The following is an 18888-nucleotide window of genomic DNA, read 5'->3' as shown; positions in this document are numbered from 1 at the left end:
AGGATATAAAAATGACAAAGAGAACTGCGATAGCGATAGCGTTATCATCCCTTTTTGTTGCTGGCGGTGCGAGTGCAGCTACGATCTATGAAAATGACAATGGTGATTTTTTAAAATTGTACGGTGAAGTAGGCGTTGGTGGTCACTTTGGTGCCGATTACGATTATGGCGAATTCTACACTGATGAAGAAAGCTATATCGATGACTCATTTGCGACATTAGGCGTAAAGGGTATGAATGGAAAAATGCATTATCGGTTAGAGCTAGATTATGAACGTGAGAACTGGAAATACGGTTCTGGCGATATGGTATTAGCGATTGATAAATTGTTTATTGGTTACGATGTCGCTGAAAACCAGTATATAGAAGTAGGTCTAACCGATACTGCTTTAGATGATTATGATAAGTGGGGTGATTTCACTTTTGATACTACCGTTGAAACAGGCGAAGCGGGAGACCAAGCAAAAACATTTAAATATGAAGGTCGTTACTTCGAGGTAGTAAAAGTAGGTGCGTCATACTCTTATAATGCACAATCTTCTTCGGGTGCAGAAGTCGGCGATGTGGTAAATGGTTATGTGGGCTATTTTGGTGAAGACTTCTCGGCGGTATTAGGTCTTGAAGGCCGTGCTGGTGCAGATGGTAAATCAAAATATGGTGAACAGCGTTTGATTGGTGTTGGTATACGTTATGCGATTACAGAGTCTATCCACGTTGGTGCTAATGCTTTCTTAGAGCAAGAAGACGTTTCTCAAAGCAAAACACTTATCGACAATACTGATCCTGAAAATCCAGTATACGTATATAACGAATTTGAAACAGAAGAGAACAAAGGTGGACTTGTATCTGCTAAATATATCTTCAATCCTCAGTGGGAAATTGTAGGTTCAGCGAACTACGAAGAGTATGAGAAGTGGGATAAAAATGGCGATGTATGGGACGGTAAAGACAACAAATGGGGCTCAAGCCGCACTTGGGGTACTGTGGGTGTAAACCACAAACCAACCTCTTCTACGATTATCGCGGTTGAATTCAACATGGGCGAAGCGGCTCAAGATGCATACGCTTATGCTCGCGTGTACTTCTAATTAAACCACTAAGGATATTTACCATGAACAAAAAAGTAACGATTTTAGCTGGTGCAATCAGCAGTATTTTAAGCGGCGCGGCATTAGCAAATATTAACGATATTGTGATAACAGAATACGTTGAAGGCTCATCAAATAATAAAGCCGTTGAAATTAGTAATGTAGGCTCAACAGATCATGTGTTTGATTCTTCTGTTGGTTTATATTACAGCTCATATAAAAATATGGTTGAAAAACCAACGGGTGGCAATGTTTTAGAAGGCATAACACTTCCTTCAGGAAAAAGCATTGTTGTGCTTAATGGTGAAGCTGGCGCTGAAATCCGCCAGTACATTGAGCGTTTAGGTGGTAGTGAAGCTCTAGTTGTTGCGGGTACTTACGATGAAGTTAAGTACGGTGCATTAAGCTTTAGTGGTGATGATGCTGTTTGGCTTGGCACTTCAGCAGATGAAGCTGATATTCACGATATTATGGGTGTTTATGGCCAGTCTAAACAAGATGATTGGAAAGATATAACATTACGTCGTGATGCGGCCAAATTGACACCAGCAAAAACTTATACAGCATCTGATTGGACTACTGCAGAAAAAGACGATTTTGGTGGATTAGGGCATCCAACGGATGTGAATAATGATCCAGTAACTCCTCCAGCAAATACTCCGTGTCTTGATGCAACTGATTTAGAACCGCAATTAATTGGTGCAGTACAAGGTGAAGGTAAATTCTCACCTCTTATCCCAAGTGGTGCTTATGAATCTGATGTGAACTACAAAGTCACAGGTGTTGTGTCTGCAGTTACCGCTTATCCTGCAAGTGGTTTCTATCTGTTTGATGATAATGCTGATGGAAAAGAGCGTAGTTCTGATGGTATTTTTGTTGCAACGAAGACTGCGACAGAAGCTATGGTTGGCCAAACAATATGTGTGGTTGCGAAAGTTAAAGAAAACTACGGCTTAACTCAGTTAGTTCCAGAAGGCGATACGTGGGAAGTTGTTGATTCAACAGCTAAATCAGTAACCCCTGTAGAGTTGAAGCGTATTGAAAGTGATACAACGTTCGAGTCAACACTAGAACGTTACGAAGGAATGCTAGTTAAAACTGTTTCTGATATGGATGGAACAGAAAGTGGCGCTCAAACTATGCGAGTATCTCGAAGCTTTAGCTTTGACTATGATTCGTTCCGCAATAACATGGTACTGGCGTATAAGCGTCCAAATACCCAACCAAACCAAGACCATATTGCAGGGTCTATTGAATCAATGATGCAATCGGAAGAAAACAGTGATTTCCGTGTATACCTTGAATCAGATGGTAAAGCACCAAATGGTCAAATTCCATATTACCCAGCATTCTTTGCTGACCCTGAAAAAAATTATGTTCGTATTGATGATAGTGTTACTGGGCTAACTGGTGTTGTTGATTACTCTTATGGCGACTTCCGTATTATTGTGCCAAAAGCATTAGAGAACGCGAATACAATTAATTTTGACCATAATACTGACCGTACTGAATCACCAGTTATTGATACTGATTACGGTACAGATGGCTTTACGGTAAAAGTCGCAACACAAAACGTTTTAAACTACTTCAACTCTCCATTTGGTGGTTCAGATAATAACTTTGGTGATAACCGTGGTGCTGAATCTCAGCAAGAGTTTGAGCGTCAACAAGCGAAAATCGTAGAAGCTGTATACGGCCTAGATTCAGATATCATTGGCCTGATGGAAATTGAAAATAATGGCTTTGGTGATTTCAGTGCAATTAATGAATTACTGGCTGCGATTAACGCAAAATATTACGATGAAGACTACGGCGATAGAAATAATAAAAACTCTATCCATAATCGTTATGTTTTTGTGGGTTTTGACAAAAATGCTGATGTGATCCTTGATGATCAAGATACGGTAGGCAGTGATGCTATTACAACTGGTATTATTTATCGTCCATCAAAAGTAGCTGTAGTTTCTGGTAAGGTCATTCCAATGCCAGAGCAACACGCACCAATGATTGTTGATGAAAACGGTGCTCCAATTATTGATGGTAAAGGTGAGATCCGTGAAAGTGGTGATAACTACCAACGTAGTACAGTTGCTGCGACCTTTAATATTCTAAATACAGGTAAACGTCTGACTGTTGCTGTTAACCACTTGAAATCTAAAGGTTCAACGTGTTACGAAGATTGGTTAGGATGGGAAACATGGTCTAATTTCGATCCAGCTGAAGATGACGTAAGAAATGATGATTTCCAAGGTTCATGTGAAAATTTCCGAGTAGCCGCTGCTTACCATTTAGGTGCCGAAATGGCGAAAATTGGTGGTGATCAAGTTGTTCTTGGAGACATGAACTCTTATGCAAATGAAGACCCAATGCTAGTATTAACGAGTAACCCAACTCAAAAAGATATTTATGCAGCAGGGTATACTTTCTTAGGTAAAGAGCCTCAGTTTGGAGCAAACGGTCAGAAAATCACAACAACTTACGGATACCTGAATGCGGTTGATTTAAAAACAGCAGAAGGGAAAACAGCGTGGAGTTATTCATACAATGATGAAGTGGGCTCATTGGATCACCTTCTTATTACTGGAGCACTAGAAGATCGTTTAGTTGATGCGGTAGATTGGCACATCAATGCTCCTGAGTCATCGTTGTATGATTATAATCATAAATATAAAGGTGGCGATACTAACGAGCCGAATCCATTTTATGCTGAAACGGCTTATCGCTCATCAGATCATGATCCAGCTTTAGTTTCACTTGGATATAAATACGGTGAAGCGGGCGAAAATATGGTGACAATAGCAACGAAGAGTGGCCGTGCAGATATTCCATTTGCATTGTCTTCAGAAGCTAAATCGGGTGATATTGCTAAAATCACAATCTCACCAGCACCAGCAGGTGTCGCTTTATCTCAAGTAACTTTGGCTAAAGATGGTGCTCAAACGGTTAAGTTTGATGCGGCTGGTTTATCTACAGGAGCTTATACTTTCACGATGAAGCTTACCCGTGCTAGTGGAGATGTATCAGCGCAAGCCGCTGTTGAAACTTCATCAGTTGTTGAAAGCAAATCAATGGCAGTAAACTTAATTAAGCGTGATTCAAATAATGTGAAACCAACAACGCCTGTATATGATGGCTCAGGTGGTTCATTTGGATTTGGCGCATTACTTTCTGTTCTAGGTTTAGGCTTCTTACGCCGTCGCCGTTCTTAATCAAGAAAATTAAATTAAGGCTAGTATTTACTAGCCTTATTTCTTTCTAAAACTCCCTCTTAATATATTTCTTTCTATTTCGTGTATGCGATGCTTATTTCTGCACGTCAGAGATCTCATTAATAGAGTGAAATATAATTTTCTTCATATCAATCTATATCTACTGCACAGCGTCAGTTGATTTGATTGGTATTATTAAGGTTTATTTATGAAAAAGAGTTTAATTGCACTTTCTATTAGTTCTATTTTATCAGCTAGTGCTTATGCAGATATTGTCATTACTGAATATGTTGAAGGTAGCTCAAGTAATAAAGCTATTGAATTATTTAACAATGGCAGTGACGTTGAAAGTCTAGATGGATATTCATTAGCCCGATTTAAAGATGGTAATGAAACTGAATCAACTATGGTTGATCTTTCTGGTAATGTTTTAAAACCAAGTGAAGTTGTAGTCGTTCGTAATAATGAAACGGATACGCCACTATCAAGCTCAATTAAAGTGATTACTAGTAGCTCATTAGTACATAACGGTGGTGATGCGGTTGCATTGATGCACAATGGCAGCGTGATGGATATTGTTGGTGATGTTCCAACCACTAAAAATTGGGGTAAAGATAAAACATTACGTCGATTAAATACCACACCATCAGCATTATATAATGAAGCTGAATGGGAAGAGTTTTCTAAAAATACCAATGATGGATTAGGGCTTGTAGATGGAGTAACGCCTCCTGAACCAACACCAGATCCTGAACCGAGTATTAAAATTAGTGAGCTTCAAGGCTCAGGTTGGGCATCTCCTTATACTGATCCTGCTAATAATAAATTTATTTCAGATGAAAAATTTACCGTTGTCGGCATTATTACTGCAGTTCAAACAGAAGCACTAGATGGTGATTTACCTGTTGGCTTCTTTATGCAAGATGAAACACCAGATAATGATCCAAAAACATCAGATGGTATTTTTGTCGTATCTGATGTTAGTGGTATCTCGATTGGAGATAAAATTGAAGTTACAGGTCTGGTAGAAGAGCACTATGGCTGGACTCGATTACTTGCTAATGAATCGAAAGTGGTTGGTACAGGAACGGTTACAGCAACAGAGTTAGAGGCATCTTTTAGCGACACAGATTTTGACTTTACCTTAGAGCGTCATGAAGGGATGTTGGTTAAATTAACCTCAGTGTCAGACATGAAAGTGACACGTAGCTATGCATTAGATAGCGGTCCAAAACGTTTTAATATGGTGTTATCAAATGCCGTATTAAGTGAGCATCCAAATCAACACGCGTTTCCTAGCTCTGATGAATCACTTAAACAAGCCGACTGCATTACAGATAAGCGTTTAGTTGTAGAGTCATTTGAAAAAGTGACATCAGGCACGCCACCATGGTATCCAGAATTTGGTGTAACTGATGTTGATCAAAACGGATCAACTGATGACTATATTCGAGTCGCAGATATAGTTAACAATATGGAAGGTGTACTCGGCTATTCTTATTCTGATTACCGTTTTTATGTTACTGAAAATGCAAATAAAGACAGTTTTGTTAGTGATACCGATCGTGATAATTTATTGACATTAAATGAGGGTGATATTCGTATTGCTACATTTAATACTCAGCAATATTTTAATAGTTTGCAGGGTGGTGGCAGTAATAATCCTCATCTATCTTCTGATATTGAATATGGCGCACAAAGCTCTGAGGCGTTTACTCTTCAAACGGAAAAACTGGTTACAGCTTTGAAAGCATTAAACGCAGATATTGTGGGTTTGATGGAAATTGAAAATAATGGGTTTGATGAAAGTTCAGCAATATCATACTTAGTTACCCAATTGAACTTAGAGCTGGATGAAGCTGATCAATACCATATTGCAAGTAATGAAGGACTAACTTATGTTGGTTCTTTAGCGACAAGTAACCAAGTAATTTATCGTGCTAGTAAAGTAGGGTTAGATACGTTAGAAGTATGGTCAATGCCAGAGCAACGTGGAGAAAATACAGGTGAAACGTTCTCTCAGCATGATGCACTTATTCCAACTTTTACGTTTAAAGATCGCGATGAAAAACTAACCGTTGCCGTCAGTCATTTAAAAGATAAGCAGACACCATGTTTGGATGATATGGCGACTAGTGAACAGCTTTTAGATAGTGATTATCAAGGTTCTTGTGAGAATTTACGTGTTTCTGCTGCTGATTACTTAGGACAGAAATTGGCGGAGATTGAAGGCGAGAAAATTATCCTAGGTAGTTTAAACTCGTACGCTAGTGAAGACCCAATGTTAGTACTTACTCAGCGTGAGGGTATTGACGAAGAGTATCAAATTCATGCAGCTATCAACACCTATGTTGATGATAAAAAGCTACATGGCGAAGCGGGAGGTGTGATTGAAACAAGTTATGGTTATGAAAACCCATTACAGATTTTACACCCTAACTCTTATAATACAGTAAGCAATGACAAAGTTGGGAGTTTAGATTACATCCTGACTTCTGTAGGGTTAAAATCTAAGATTATTGATGCTATGCAATGGAATATTAACGCGGGAGAGTCAGCGTTACTTTCCTACGAAAATGCAGCGGCTTTAGGTCAAGAATACCGTGATGAATTCCGTTCGGCAGTTCATGATCCTGTCGTCATTTCAATTTCATTTGATGGTAAACCGATTGAACCTGTTGATCCTATTTATCCTGAAAACCCAGATCAACCAATTGTACCAGGTACACCCGTTAAGCTTCCTTCTGAACCTCTGAATGAGCCTCGCCCAATCACTCCTGTTGATGGGCAAGGCTTTGAGCATTTTGTAGATTTAACGGCGGCAGGTGCTGGCACGTATCTTAAAGTGGGAGATGAGGTGGTTGTCAGTATCACTAATGCTAATGGCGCTTACGTAGCAACAGCGTCTAATGTTGCTAAAGATACATTAAATGAGTTTGAGATTGCATTAGGTTGGACAGAAGTTACTTTTAATCAAGGCTTATCTGCTGGTCAATATGCTGTGACGACAACGGTAGATGGTGAAATGATTGACTCATCAACACTAGTGGTTGCTAAAAATAGTGAAAGCGATGGTGGTAGTGCAGGAGTTAGTGGGTTATTAGCACTGCTTGGATTTGGTTTTTTGCGTAGCAAGCAAAATAAATAATCTTCAACTTTCTTATAGGAGAGAGGTCTAAATGCCTCTAATCAAAAAGTTATGAAAAAAATAGTATTAACCTTATTGATATCATGTGCTTTTAACGCTAATGCCGCTTATGAACAGGCTCATGATCCTCATGTTGTTGGTGGTTTACCTACATTAACTTGCCAAACTATGATTGTAGATCCACCTGTAGAACCTGGAGAGATTTATAATCCAAATGGCTATTATGATAGTGCGTTAAATAAATCAGGTGATGAGCTTAAATCAGCATTAAACCATATTATTTCGACAGGTATCACTAAGTTACCATACTCTTCAAGTAGCTTTGATGTGTGGGAATGCGTTAGATATTACGGATGAAGATCCAAATAATCCGAATAACGTTATTCTAATATATACTGGGCGTTCTCAAGAGAAAGGTCAAAAATCAGGACAAGGTAATTTAGGTCAGGATAACTGGAACAGAGAGCATAGCTACCCTAAATCTAACGGTGGTTTTAATGATAAAAGTGCTTACGGTTATACTGATATCCATCATTTAAGACCAAGTGATGAATCGGTAAATGGTGCTCGTGGGAACTTAGAGTTCGATAACGGTGGCACTGAACTATCTGAAGCTCCAGGGAATAAAAGAGACAGTGATTCTTTTGAGCCTCGTGATGAAGTTAAAGGTGATGTAGCACGAATGATGTTCTACATGGCAACTCGTTATGAAGGACAGGACCCAAAAACTCCAGATCTAGAGTTGGTTCCTTCGGTAACAGATAATGGAAATGCACTTGGTAATGTGTGTGCCTTATTAGAGTGGCATAAACAAGATAGTGTAGATACATTTGAATTTAACCGTAATAGTAAGATTCAAAATATTCAAGGAAATCGTAACCCGTTTGTTGATAATCCACAGTGGGTAGAAAGTATTTTTAATAAAGACTGTAAATAATAGAAATATTAAAGCGGCTTTCGTGAGAAAGCCGCAATTATTGTTTAATGATTAGGATAACTACTTGTCTTAATTAATGTTACAGACATTTTTTACGTTTTCTTTTATTGATATACATCTGCTTATCTGCTGTTTCTATTGCAGATTTTATATCATTATCCAGTAGAGCTGAGCCAAAAGAAAATGATAATTCTAAATTATTTTTTTTAAAATGTTGTTCAAAATTAGAACGGATAGTATACATTTTTTGATTAATATCTTTGATTGAGTGTGAATTTAAGCAAAGTACAAATTCATCTCCTCCGAATCGAATTAATAGATCTTCTTTCCTCAGTGATTGGTTGATAAATTGAGCGGATTTTCTTAATTGCTGATCTCCAAATTGATGACCATATTTATCATTAATATTTTTAAAACCATCTAAGTCAATGAAAACCATGGTGTTATATGCATTTACATTAATGTGGTCTAATTTTTCTTTTGTAAAACATGAGGTTAGGCTATCAATTGATATTTTAGCAGCGGTATCATCTTCATAAATAAAAATCACAATAAAGGTGTTATTAAAGTATTGTATTTTTTGACGATATGTATGGAAATGAGTTGTTTGTGAATCAACTTCAACAGTTTCATTAGATATTAAAATATCCGACGATTTATTTAATAGCTGCTGATCAAGCTGTAAACATGTTTGATAATCAGGAAATCGAGCTAATACTTCCTGAACTGGCATACCAATGAGATCACAGCCTAAATAATCAATGTGCTTTTTGTTATTGTATATAGCTACACCATGTTCATCTCTTAAAATAAAGAGACAATTACAATGCTTCATTAGATTTGTAGTGAAGAGTATAGAAGGGGATTTAATTCCTTCTAGTAATTCTTGATATTTTTTGTTTAATACATCTAAATTGAAGTCATTATAATCGATAGCTAATAAGTTAAACGGGTCTTGAGGCTTTAATTTTTCTAGTGCTTTTGTTAATTCTTTTTCATTTTTTGCGATGTTAATGTTATAAATAAACCTATCAATAGGTTGAGCTTGAGGTGATAAATCAGTTTTTGACAATATATTTTTTATGTTACGATTGTTATCTAGTTCCGATAAAGGCAGTGGATATGAAAGGTGATAGCCTTGAGAAATAACAGAGCCAAAAGAATTAATTAAATTAAGTTGATTTATATTTTCCACACCTTTAATTACAACTGTATTTCCTAAAAATGTATTTAACTTGTGATAAAGTGAGCGTAAAAAACAAAAGGATAGATAATCATCACTAATTGTACTAATGAGAGAGCGGTCTATTTTTATATAATCAAAATTTAATTCTAGTAATGGGTCTGAATAAACACATTCAGTACCATAATCATCTAATGTTAAGAATATTCCTAGCTTCCTTAAACGTTGCATATTTATTTTAACTTTATTTATATCAAACGTCTTCTTATTGAAATTAAACTCTAAAGTAAATCCTTTATGTTCTTTAAAAATGGTTTCGCAATAAGTGAGGAAATCATCAGACTCTAAACTTTCTACTGAGATGTTAATCGATATATGAATATTATGTTGATAGCGTAAACTTAGTTTATCTGCAATCACATGAGTAATAACATCTTTATCAAATCTTACTTTGTCTTTAATGGTTGAAATAAAGTGCTGAGGTAATTCATTAGAGTGTTTGAACCTCAGTAGTGCTTCATAAGAGACAATAGACCCCTTGAAGTAGTTTGGTTGATAAATAAAGTAGTTGTTCTCAAGCATATTATTGATGATATCCATATTAACGTTAACTCTAATTTATCACGCTTTACTAGACTGATCCTACATGAACACCTGAAAATAACGAGATGAATGTCACATATATGTATGGCATTGTTGATCGCTTTAACATTGGCATAGACTTCATCGACTTGAGCAGTGTAAGACCGAAGTGATAATGATCTGATCACAAGATTTACGAAAGGTTCCCTGATTTAGTCAACAACGCCTTTTTGATACAATAAATTGGATAATTATCTAATTTATTGTATCTACTTCTTGTTTTACTTTAATGCTGTATTTTAACTCATTGTATTTAAAGTGATTTTTATTGGCTCATTAATTGCTTTTACTAAATTAAGAGGTGAACGTCACCACTATCAAAAATTAGAGCTTCATGTGGCTCTATTTATCTTTGTTATCTATCAAGTGAATACAATGAGCAGCGAGATAGAGTTTAAATTTGAAGTTGTTGGCACAAACCACGATTTTCGGATTGAAAGTTTTAATGTGGTTGAAGCCGTTTCTCAGCCATTTACCATGACGTTATCGTTGCTATCATTAGATCCTGATATTGAGTTTAGTGCCTTAAGTAGAAAACCTGCCTTGTTAAAGGTGCTAGGGCAAGGTCTTGATAGCGGACGATTATTTCATGTGGTAGTGAATGAAGTGCGTTATTTAGGCGCTGGTCGTCGTTTTTCACGTTATAAAGTTACGCTCGTTCCTCAATTATGGTTTTTGACTCAACGCCAAGATTGTCGTATTTTCCAAGATAAATCTATTGTCGATATATTAACGGAAGTGCTTGATGGTGCAGTAGTGACAGATTATCGCTTTGAGCTGTCGAATACCTATCCTAACCAAGAATACTTACTCCAATATCGCGAGACAGACAGTCATTTTGTTCAGCGTCTATTGGCAGAGCATGGCTTATGGTATTACTTCGAACATACAGTTAGTAACCATACAATGGTAATTGTAGATAAAAGTGATGCTATTCCTGAGTTAATAAGCTCGCCATTGAATGCTTCTTATGTTGGTCCGTTGGTTTATCAATCGGATGGTGGTGGAAACTCGGATAGAGAGCATGTCTTTGAGTTAAATGCCTATAACTGTGTACGTACGGGTCATGTCACTCAAACAGATTATAACTACGAGCAACCGCGTATTCCGCAATCAGTGCAGCAACAAGGCGAGCGTGATGCCGATTTAGCATTCTTTGATTATCCAGGTCGTTACGATAATACGCATCAAGGTCAGCAACGTGCTAATTACTTATTAGCTGATAATCAGGTTGAAAATAATAAAATTGAAGCGGCAAGTAATATTATGCGCTTAACCGCAGGCTACAGTTTCGATCTAGCAAAGCATTCAAGAAGTGAAATCAATCGTGATTATATGTTGATCTCAGTGACGCACAGTGGTTACAACCCACAAGTACATGAAGAAGAATCAAGCGAGTTACCAACAACGTATCAAAACCAGTTTACTTGTATCCATCGTGATGTTGAATATAAAGCACAAAAGTTAGCTGCTCCTGTGATTAATGGCTCTCAAACTGCTGTAGTGGTTGGGCCTGTTGGTGAAGAGATTTATACCGATCCAATGGGGCGCATTAAAGTCCAATTTCATTGGGACCGCTATGGTAATAACGATGAAAATTCTGGTTGTTGGTTACGTGTAAGTCAATCGATGGCAGCTCCTACATGGGGAGCGGTTTATTTACCAAGAATAGGTCATGAAGTGGTGGTTGCTTTTCTAGAGGGCGACCCAGATAGACCTTTAGTTACAGGTGCAGTATACAATGGCTTGAACACGCCACCTTACGCCTTGCCAGAGCATAAAACCAAAACGGTGTTTCGTACCCAAACTCATAAAGGGGAGGTTATAACGAAATGTCGTTTGAAGATGAAGCTAATCAAGAACAAGTCTATTTTCATGCTCAAAAAGACATGAAGACAAAGGTGCTTAATAACCGATTCAGAACCATAGGAAATGATGAAGAGTTAGAGGTCGGACGTAATCAAATCAATGAAATAAAACATGATAGAAAAGAAACCATCGAAGGCCATAAAACATCAATGACTCACCAAACGTTTACAGAAACAGTTCATCAAGATGTTGACATAAACTACAACGCTAACATGGAAAAAAATGTAGCAGTTGAGCATAAATTAGAAATAAATGGAAACCGCAATAGTACGATAGGTAAGAATGATGATCTGACAGTAGAGGGCGAGCAAAGTACGGTAATCATGGGGGCGAGAACCAGTGATATAGGTTCTGATGATGTGTTAAATATTGGCAGTAACTTAACGATAGAAGTGGGTAATAACGCATCAATCAAATCTGATGGAGGTCATACCATAATCAGTGCTGAGGAAATAAAAGTTCAGTCAGGTTATTCAGGCTTGATAATGAAGAAAAATGGATTAATCCATCTGTATGGGTCTGATATTACTATTGATGGACAATCCTCTGTTAAGGCTCAAGGTAGTAAGGTTTTAATCAACCCAAGTGCAGCTGCTTCGAAACAAATTAAAATGGAACCGTTTGAAGAGATTATGAGATTTAACCAAAAAATTGTTCTTCAAGATGATGTGAGCGGCCTCCCTCACGCATTTAAGAATTATAAATTGGTTTTTGAAGATGGAAAAGTGGTTGAAGGTGTGACAAATACGAAAGGTGAAACGAGCTTAATTAACAGTAAAGATTTAGAGCAAGCGTTCGATATTTTTTGGAGAGAAATATAATGGTTGATGAAGAATGGATTTATTTGGGTAATGCAAAAACAACGACTTCAAAAGATAGAGAGCCAGTCGTTGTTACAACTCCTGCGGGTAATTTGTTTTGGGCTGATAATCAAAGTGGTCAATCAATGGATATCAAATTTTCTGTCAATGGAAAAAAAACTGATTCATTACCAGAAGAATTTACGAAAAAATCAGTATTATTATCTAATTCAATTAATAATACATGTAATTCATTAGAATTGTATATTAATAACCAAGCTTATACGTTGGTTGATAATATCCCAACAGAATATATTAATCAGCCTGGAGATTTACGTGCAGCAACAATACTATGTACAAAACCTGAAAAAACTATAAGTAATGGTTATTTTACTGGTAATGCTGATATTGAAATGGAGTATTTGAATTTTTTTCTAGCTTCGCCATCGTTAGATCTTATACCAAATAGCCCACAAGATACTTATAAATTGGATACTTTGGATGATGAACAAATTAATTCGTTAATGGAGACATTTAAAAATAATTCATTATTATCAAATAGTTTTGCATCTGTAATGAACGATGGAATAAAATATGCTAAGTTGATGGACCATTATGACTCTGTTTATGGTCGAGGTTCAGCTCGCTCATTTCTTAATGAAGTTATGATGGGCGGGCGATTTAGTGTTCAAAAAATGAGTCAGTGGAATGGAAAGTTAGGAATTGTTTTTAAGGGGAATAAAAACTCTCGTACTTTTCTTACAGCTATTAATTATGGTGTGAATAATGATAAAATCAGTGTTGTCAGTGGTTACGCTGAAATAGTGAGTAAGGTAAGATCTGGTGATTTAATTAAAGCTAGCAAGCAAGTACTTTCAGATGCTATCCCACTGCGGGGTGCAAATGCAATTGGTTTAGTTTTCTCTTCAAGTTTTGATGTTTATGATTTTGTTTCAAAAGATTTAACAGAACAAAATTTTGCGGAACTAGCTGGAGCATTAGGGGTTACTTTTTTTAAAGTTTTTACCGCAACAGTTGTTGGAATTACCGTTTCCTCGTTTATTGCTTTTATCATGGGATTGTTTAAAGTTGCAATTCCAATTTTTGTTATAATAGGAATGGGTATGGTAGTAACCGTTGGCGTTGGTGTTTTATTAGACTACATGGATAATAAGTATAGATTGAAAGAAGATATTAAGATGTTTTTAAAAGAGGCATTTCCTAATGCAACAAATATGAATCTTTTAGAGGCAATTTATTATAGGGATTTTTTTAACAATTTAATCAATATTCAAATAGAAAAAAATGACATGGATTTACAGCAGATGATAGGCGTAAATCAAATGAATGGTTCAGATATGTATGATTTTTAATAGGGTATAATATGAAAAATAAAAATAAAGATAAAGATAAAGATGATTTTTCATTTGCAATTAAATTAACGCTATGTTTTTTTTCTGTTTTTTTTGGTCTTTTAAATATACCAACTTATTCTTTGAATTATGATTATAGTTATCAGTTTTTTTTAGTGTACATATATTTAATCCCAGCATCTTTATTTTTGATGTACATTTTAACTAAATCAGAGGATAGAATAGTTAATTCATTTGTAAAGCACTGGAATCAACTTTTTTTATATCTATATCTTAGTACATTTCATTATTCAATAGTATCAATGGTATTTAACCTTCATGAGTTTGGTATTGTAAGTGTATTATTCACAAGCATAATTTTGTTTTTGTTTATATTTTTCTTTTTCTGTGGTTATTTTTTCCTTGATAAAGATAAATTTTGCAGTGATTTTTTTAAAAAATATATTGTTAGAGGGAATGAAATAGAGGCAAGAAAAATTAGTCCGTGGGCTTATTATTCGTTTAAATCATGCCCAATATTAAAGAGGCCACTTAGTTACATTGGTTATCAAGGCGCAAAATTAATTATTTTCTTAAGTTTTTTTGGCGGAGGAAGTGTTTTTGGTTTGATTGAACTTCTTGAAAGAACTATTTTGATTAATAGTCATATATCTGCACATTTAATTATTATTTTTGTTATAAGTATTCCTTTGGTATCGGTTTGTGGTTTTTTTCTTTTTGCACATATTCTTTTTTTAAAAAAATGGAATACTTTGATTCAAGGTATTCATACTGATTTTGGCAGCCATAAGTTATTAATTAATTTTGAAGAGATACCATATCGTGAACTTAATAAGTGAAATGTTGTGATTATTTCTGTTGTTATAAATAACAGAAGGAGCGTTTTTTGAATAGCAGCTCTTGATGGGTTACGATATTTGATTTCAACTGTTTTGGCTCGTTTACTAATACTCGAAAAATTGGGACTATGCAGTGGCACATTCATCAGAGAAAATATTGGATCACCACGTCAGAGAATTGAAATCCTCTACTACGCTTCTGTGGCAGAGTTGTCGACCTAAAATATAATTGAGTTAACGCACGGTTATACGCTGGTCAATTTGTGATTTTCTTCTTCGACTTTTTCATCAGATGAGCCTTTTAAAATCAGTGATAATAATCTGATCACAAGATTTACGAAAGGTTCCTTGATTTAGTCAACAGGACTGGCGTAAATAAAATGAATGGTTTAGATATGTATGATTTTTAATAGGGATATAGTATGAAAAATAAAGATAAAGATGATTTTTCATTTGCAATTAAATCAACTCTATGTTTTTTTTATGTTTTTTTTGGTATTTTAAATATACCAACTTATTCTTTGAATTATGATTATAGTTATCAGTTTTTTTTAGTATACATATACTTAATTCCATCATTTGTTTTTATTATTTATACTTTAACTAAATCAGAGGATAGAATAGTTAATTCATTTGTAAAGCACTGGAATCAACTTTTTTTATATCTATATCTTAGTACATTTCATTATTCAATAGTATCAATGGTATTTAACCTTCATGAGTTTGGCATTGTAAGTGTATTATTCACAAGCATAATTTTGTTTTTGTTTATATTTTTCTTTTTCTGTGGTTATTTTTTTATTGACAAGGATAAATTTTGCAGTGATTTTATAAAAAAACATATTGTTAGAGGAAATGAAATAGAGGCAAGGAAATTTAGTTTGTGGTCTTATTATTCGTTTAAATCATGCCCAATATTAAAGAGGCCACTTAGTTACATTGGTTATCAAGGCGCAAAATTAATTATTTTCTTAAGTTTTTTTGGCGGAGGAAGTGTTTTTGGTTTGATTGAACTTCTTGAAAGAACTATTTTGATTAATAGTCATATATCTGCACATTTAATTATTATTTTTGTTATAAGTATTCCTTTGGTATCGGTTTGTGGTTTTTTTCTTTTTGCACATATTCTTGTTTTAAAAAAGTGGAATTCTTTGATCCAAGGTGTTCATGCTGATTTTGGCAGCTATAAGTTATTAATTAATTTCAAAGAAATACCATATAGTAAACTCAATGAGTGAAAAATTGTGATTATTTCTGTTGTTATAAATAACAGAAGGAGCGTTTTTTGAATAGCAGCTCTCGATGGGTTACGATATTTTATTTCAACTGTTTTGGCTCGTTTACTAATACTCGAATAATTGGGACTATGTAGTGGCACATTCATCAGAGAAAATATTGGATCACCACGTCAGAGAATTGAAATCCTCTACCACGCTTCTGTGGCAGAGTTGTCGACCCAAAAATATAATTGAGTTACGTTGAGTTAACGCACGGTTATACGCTGGTCAATTTGTGATTTTCTTCTTCGACTTTTTCATCAGATGAGTCTTTTAAAATCAGTGATAATGATCTGATCACAAGATTTACGAAAGGTTCCTTGATTTAGTCAACAACGCCCATTGAGATAATAAAATTTTATTTAAAGGGTATAATTATATCAAAAGATCGTTTGAAAATTCAGCACTAATTGATAGTTATCTTTATAATAAGAAAGGAGTTAATGTTTTCTCGTCGGCAGGATCTTAATCAAAAAATAGTGGTGTGCTCTGGATGAAGATAACCAAAATATCTAACTATTTTTTAAATGCTAAATATTTTGGTTTTATTATTGATAACTATATTTAGATAATTAATCTAAATTACTATCACTCTTCTTAACTGAGACATTCACTTCTTTTAAGCCTGCATCTTCAAGTTGTTGTTTAATATTTTTTGCCATCAAGACTTCACTACTTTCATCTTGTGATAGTGGTATTTCTTCAAAATACAATTCACCAGTGTACTGGTCCTCCGCATAAAACATCCCTTTTACTCGTGCTTTTTTAGGTGACAATACTTTACCTAGCCAATAACGCGTGGCTTTAGAGCCTGAATTTTGGGAAACCCAACTCCAATCCCATTTTTGATTAACGCCAGGGATATCACGGTGATCCCACTGAAAATCAAGGCTTTTTTGTTCACCCGCAAAATGACCAATGGCAAAAGTAGCAGTTTCTTCTGGTCTATCTTCTGGGTGAGATAATAAACCATTACCACTCCAGCGCATGAAGCCTGAAAAGCCAAGCTCATAAGAAACATCAGCATCAAACACGTATGGGTAAGAAACATCAGCTCGATAAACGTTTAATAATACCTTTAATGCACTATTTGCAGGCACTAATGGGCGAGCTTGAATCGTTACAGTATTACTTTCATCTCCTCCATTGTTTTCTCCCCAGCCTTGAGTTGCCCCTATTGTAACTTGAATCGATTTATCTACACCTCCTGTAACTTGTGGGCTTTTAAATGAAGTGCTTACAGCAATGCTCTCACTAAAGCTATAATCATTATGCTGAGACCAGTTAGTTGATGTTTTATAATTAATATCAATTACATATTGTTGAGGGATACTCGTTTTATTAATAGCACTTGATGAAATAGTGTTAATTAATTTCTTATTAGAATTTACAATATTACCATCAACATGGAAGGATTTAGGGTCCATTGTATAAGAAAAGTTTTTCACACTGATTGTACTTTTTTCGTTACAACGATACCCATTACAAGGTCCATCATTACCACGGATCTTCCAATTTTGTTCTGCTGAATCCCACCATACTTTCATATCTTCACCAGCGGTTGGTAAAGCTGAACCACCAACCCATGCAAAACCTAATATATGGGCTAATTGGGCGGCAGGGATAATGAAATTATCTTTATTATTTAACAGATTCCATTCAACTCGTTTTTTTGTTCCTTCATCAATGTAAACAGGGTCAAATTTATTGATCTCTGTTTTTACATTTAATGGATAACAAACGGCTGAATCTGCGGTACCTTTTTTTATTTCACCTTGATAACCTGGACCCATAATAATCCAACCATCAGCTAAAGTGACATAACCCCATTTACCTAATTTATTCATAATAAAGTCTTTTGCTCTCAAAGCTTCATCACGTGTTACCGTTCTAAACCCTGGTTTACATGTTTCTGCGCCAAGACCATAGTGGATTTCAGTTTGATCAGAATAAAATGTGGATGATTCGGAAGCTTCAACTGAAGATATGCTACCAAAAGCAGATAAGCATAGGAGTGATATAAGTGTTTTATTCATAAAGTCCTTCTTTATTTTTGATATTTATGTTTCGGATAAAAAATAAAAGTTCTAAATTATTAAAACAAAAAATTTATAAATTAATAGGGCTAATTAGAATTTTTGGGATTCTCATTCATAATATAAGTGAATGTTAATTAATTAAACTATAAATCACGATCAAAAGTGTTTTCTATTTTCATTATTCATTTGTCTTTAGATATTAATTGTAGCGAATAAAGTTTAATTTAATCTTGCTTATTTTACTGCGTGATTTATCAGTTGGAATTTATTTTATCTACTCATGTTGTTAATTATTCTTGAGATTATAATAATAATGGAATTAAAGTCTACTTTTTATAAAATTATGCAGTTAATTAAATAAATTCCCTTTCATCAATATTATTAATGTATATATTCAATAATTCATCATAGGCATGTATAAGGCAAATATCATTTTATTTTTATATATCTCTATTGGTGTTATAAGAAATAACAAAATAAACAT

Annotated in this window: 10 protein-coding genes and 3 pseudogenes; 9 read left to right on the top strand and 4 right to left on the bottom strand. The window is 35.0% G+C overall.

The features are described 5' to 3' along the window. The first annotated feature begins 11 nt into the window (after nt 1-11). From ACU5DF_RS04230 to ACU5DF_RS04210, 5 genes are all read left to right on the top strand, one after another. Nucleotides 12-1088, top strand: a complete 1077-nt coding sequence (locus ACU5DF_RS04230; RefSeq protein WP_446711907.1) for a porin — start codon at nt 12-14, stop codon at nt 1086-1088. A 23-nt stretch (nt 1089-1111) separates the two neighbouring features. Then, on the top strand, nt 1112-4297 hold the full coding sequence (locus ACU5DF_RS04225; RefSeq protein WP_446711906.1) for an ExeM/NucH family extracellular endonuclease: 3186 nt from the start codon (nt 1112-1114) through the stop codon (nt 4295-4297). Between the two features lie 208 nt (nt 4298-4505). Further along, nucleotides 4506-7445: an ExeM/NucH family extracellular endonuclease gene (locus ACU5DF_RS04220; RefSeq protein ID WP_446711905.1), complete on the top strand. Its 2940-nt coding sequence runs from the start codon at nt 4506-4508 to the stop codon at nt 7443-7445. A gap of 51 nt (nt 7446-7496) precedes the next feature. Next, a complete protein-coding gene (locus ACU5DF_RS04215) occupies nt 7497-7802 on the top strand; it encodes a hypothetical protein (protein WP_446711904.1) in 306 nt (101 codons plus the stop codon). Beyond that, nucleotides 7771-8382 carry an endonuclease I family protein gene (locus ACU5DF_RS04210; RefSeq protein WP_446711903.1) on the top strand — a complete coding sequence of 204 codons (612 nt, stop codon included), beginning with the start codon at nt 7771-7773 and terminating at the stop codon, nt 8380-8382. Before ACU5DF_RS04215 ends, ACU5DF_RS04210 begins: the two co-directional genes overlap by 32 nt. 79 nt (nt 8383-8461) lie before the next feature. On the opposite strand, the gene ACU5DF_RS04205 is transcribed toward ACU5DF_RS04210, so the two are convergent. Next, complete coding sequence (locus ACU5DF_RS04205; RefSeq protein ID WP_446711902.1) at nt 8462-10165, bottom strand: GGDEF domain-containing protein; 1704 nt, start codon at nt 10163-10165, stop codon at nt 8462-8464. A gap of 417 nt (nt 10166-10582) precedes the next feature. Between ACU5DF_RS04205 and ACU5DF_RS04200 the strand changes: the two are divergent. From ACU5DF_RS04200 to ACU5DF_RS04190, 3 genes and pseudogenes are all read left to right on the top strand, one after another. Beyond that, nucleotides 10583-12897, top strand: a pseudogene (locus ACU5DF_RS04200) (type VI secretion system Vgr family protein). Then, on the top strand, nt 12897-14249 hold the full coding sequence (locus ACU5DF_RS04195; protein WP_446711901.1) for a hypothetical protein: 1353 nt from the start codon (nt 12897-12899) through the stop codon (nt 14247-14249). The pseudogene ACU5DF_RS04200 and the gene ACU5DF_RS04195 overlap by 1 nt, the downstream one beginning before the upstream one ends. A gap of 11 nt (nt 14250-14260) precedes the next feature. Beyond that, complete coding sequence (locus ACU5DF_RS04190) at nt 14261-15088, top strand: hypothetical protein (protein ID WP_446711900.1); 828 nt, start codon at nt 14261-14263, stop codon at nt 15086-15088. Nucleotides 15089-15138: 50 nt separating this feature from the next. Here ACU5DF_RS04190 and ACU5DF_RS04185 read toward each other — a convergent pair. Next, nucleotides 15139-15246: pseudogene (locus tag ACU5DF_RS04185) on the bottom strand (IS5/IS1182 family transposase); the annotation flags it as partial. Between the two features lie 264 nt (nt 15247-15510). Here ACU5DF_RS04185 and ACU5DF_RS04180 point away from each other — a divergent pair. Beyond that, a complete protein-coding gene (locus ACU5DF_RS04180) occupies nt 15511-16326 on the top strand; it encodes a hypothetical protein (RefSeq protein WP_446711899.1) in 816 nt (271 codons plus the stop codon). Between the two features lie 50 nt (nt 16327-16376). On the opposite strand, the pseudogene ACU5DF_RS04175 reads toward ACU5DF_RS04180, so the two are convergent. Both ACU5DF_RS04175 and ACU5DF_RS04170 read right to left on the bottom strand, forming a co-directional pair. Next, a pseudogene (locus ACU5DF_RS04175) lies at nt 16377-16626 on the bottom strand (IS5/IS1182 family transposase); the annotation flags it as partial. Nucleotides 16627-16937: 311 nt separating this feature from the next. Then, nucleotides 16938-18401 (bottom strand): aerolysin family beta-barrel pore-forming toxin, encoded by a 1464-nt coding sequence (locus ACU5DF_RS04170; RefSeq protein ID WP_446711898.1) that lies wholly within the window; start codon nt 18399-18401, stop codon nt 16938-16940. Nucleotides 18402-18888: the final 487 nt, after the last annotated feature.

This window comes from Aliivibrio wodanis (assembly GCF_052920805.1).
Note: the sequence above shows the minus strand (reverse complement) of the source record. Positions and strands in the feature narration are given on the sequence as shown.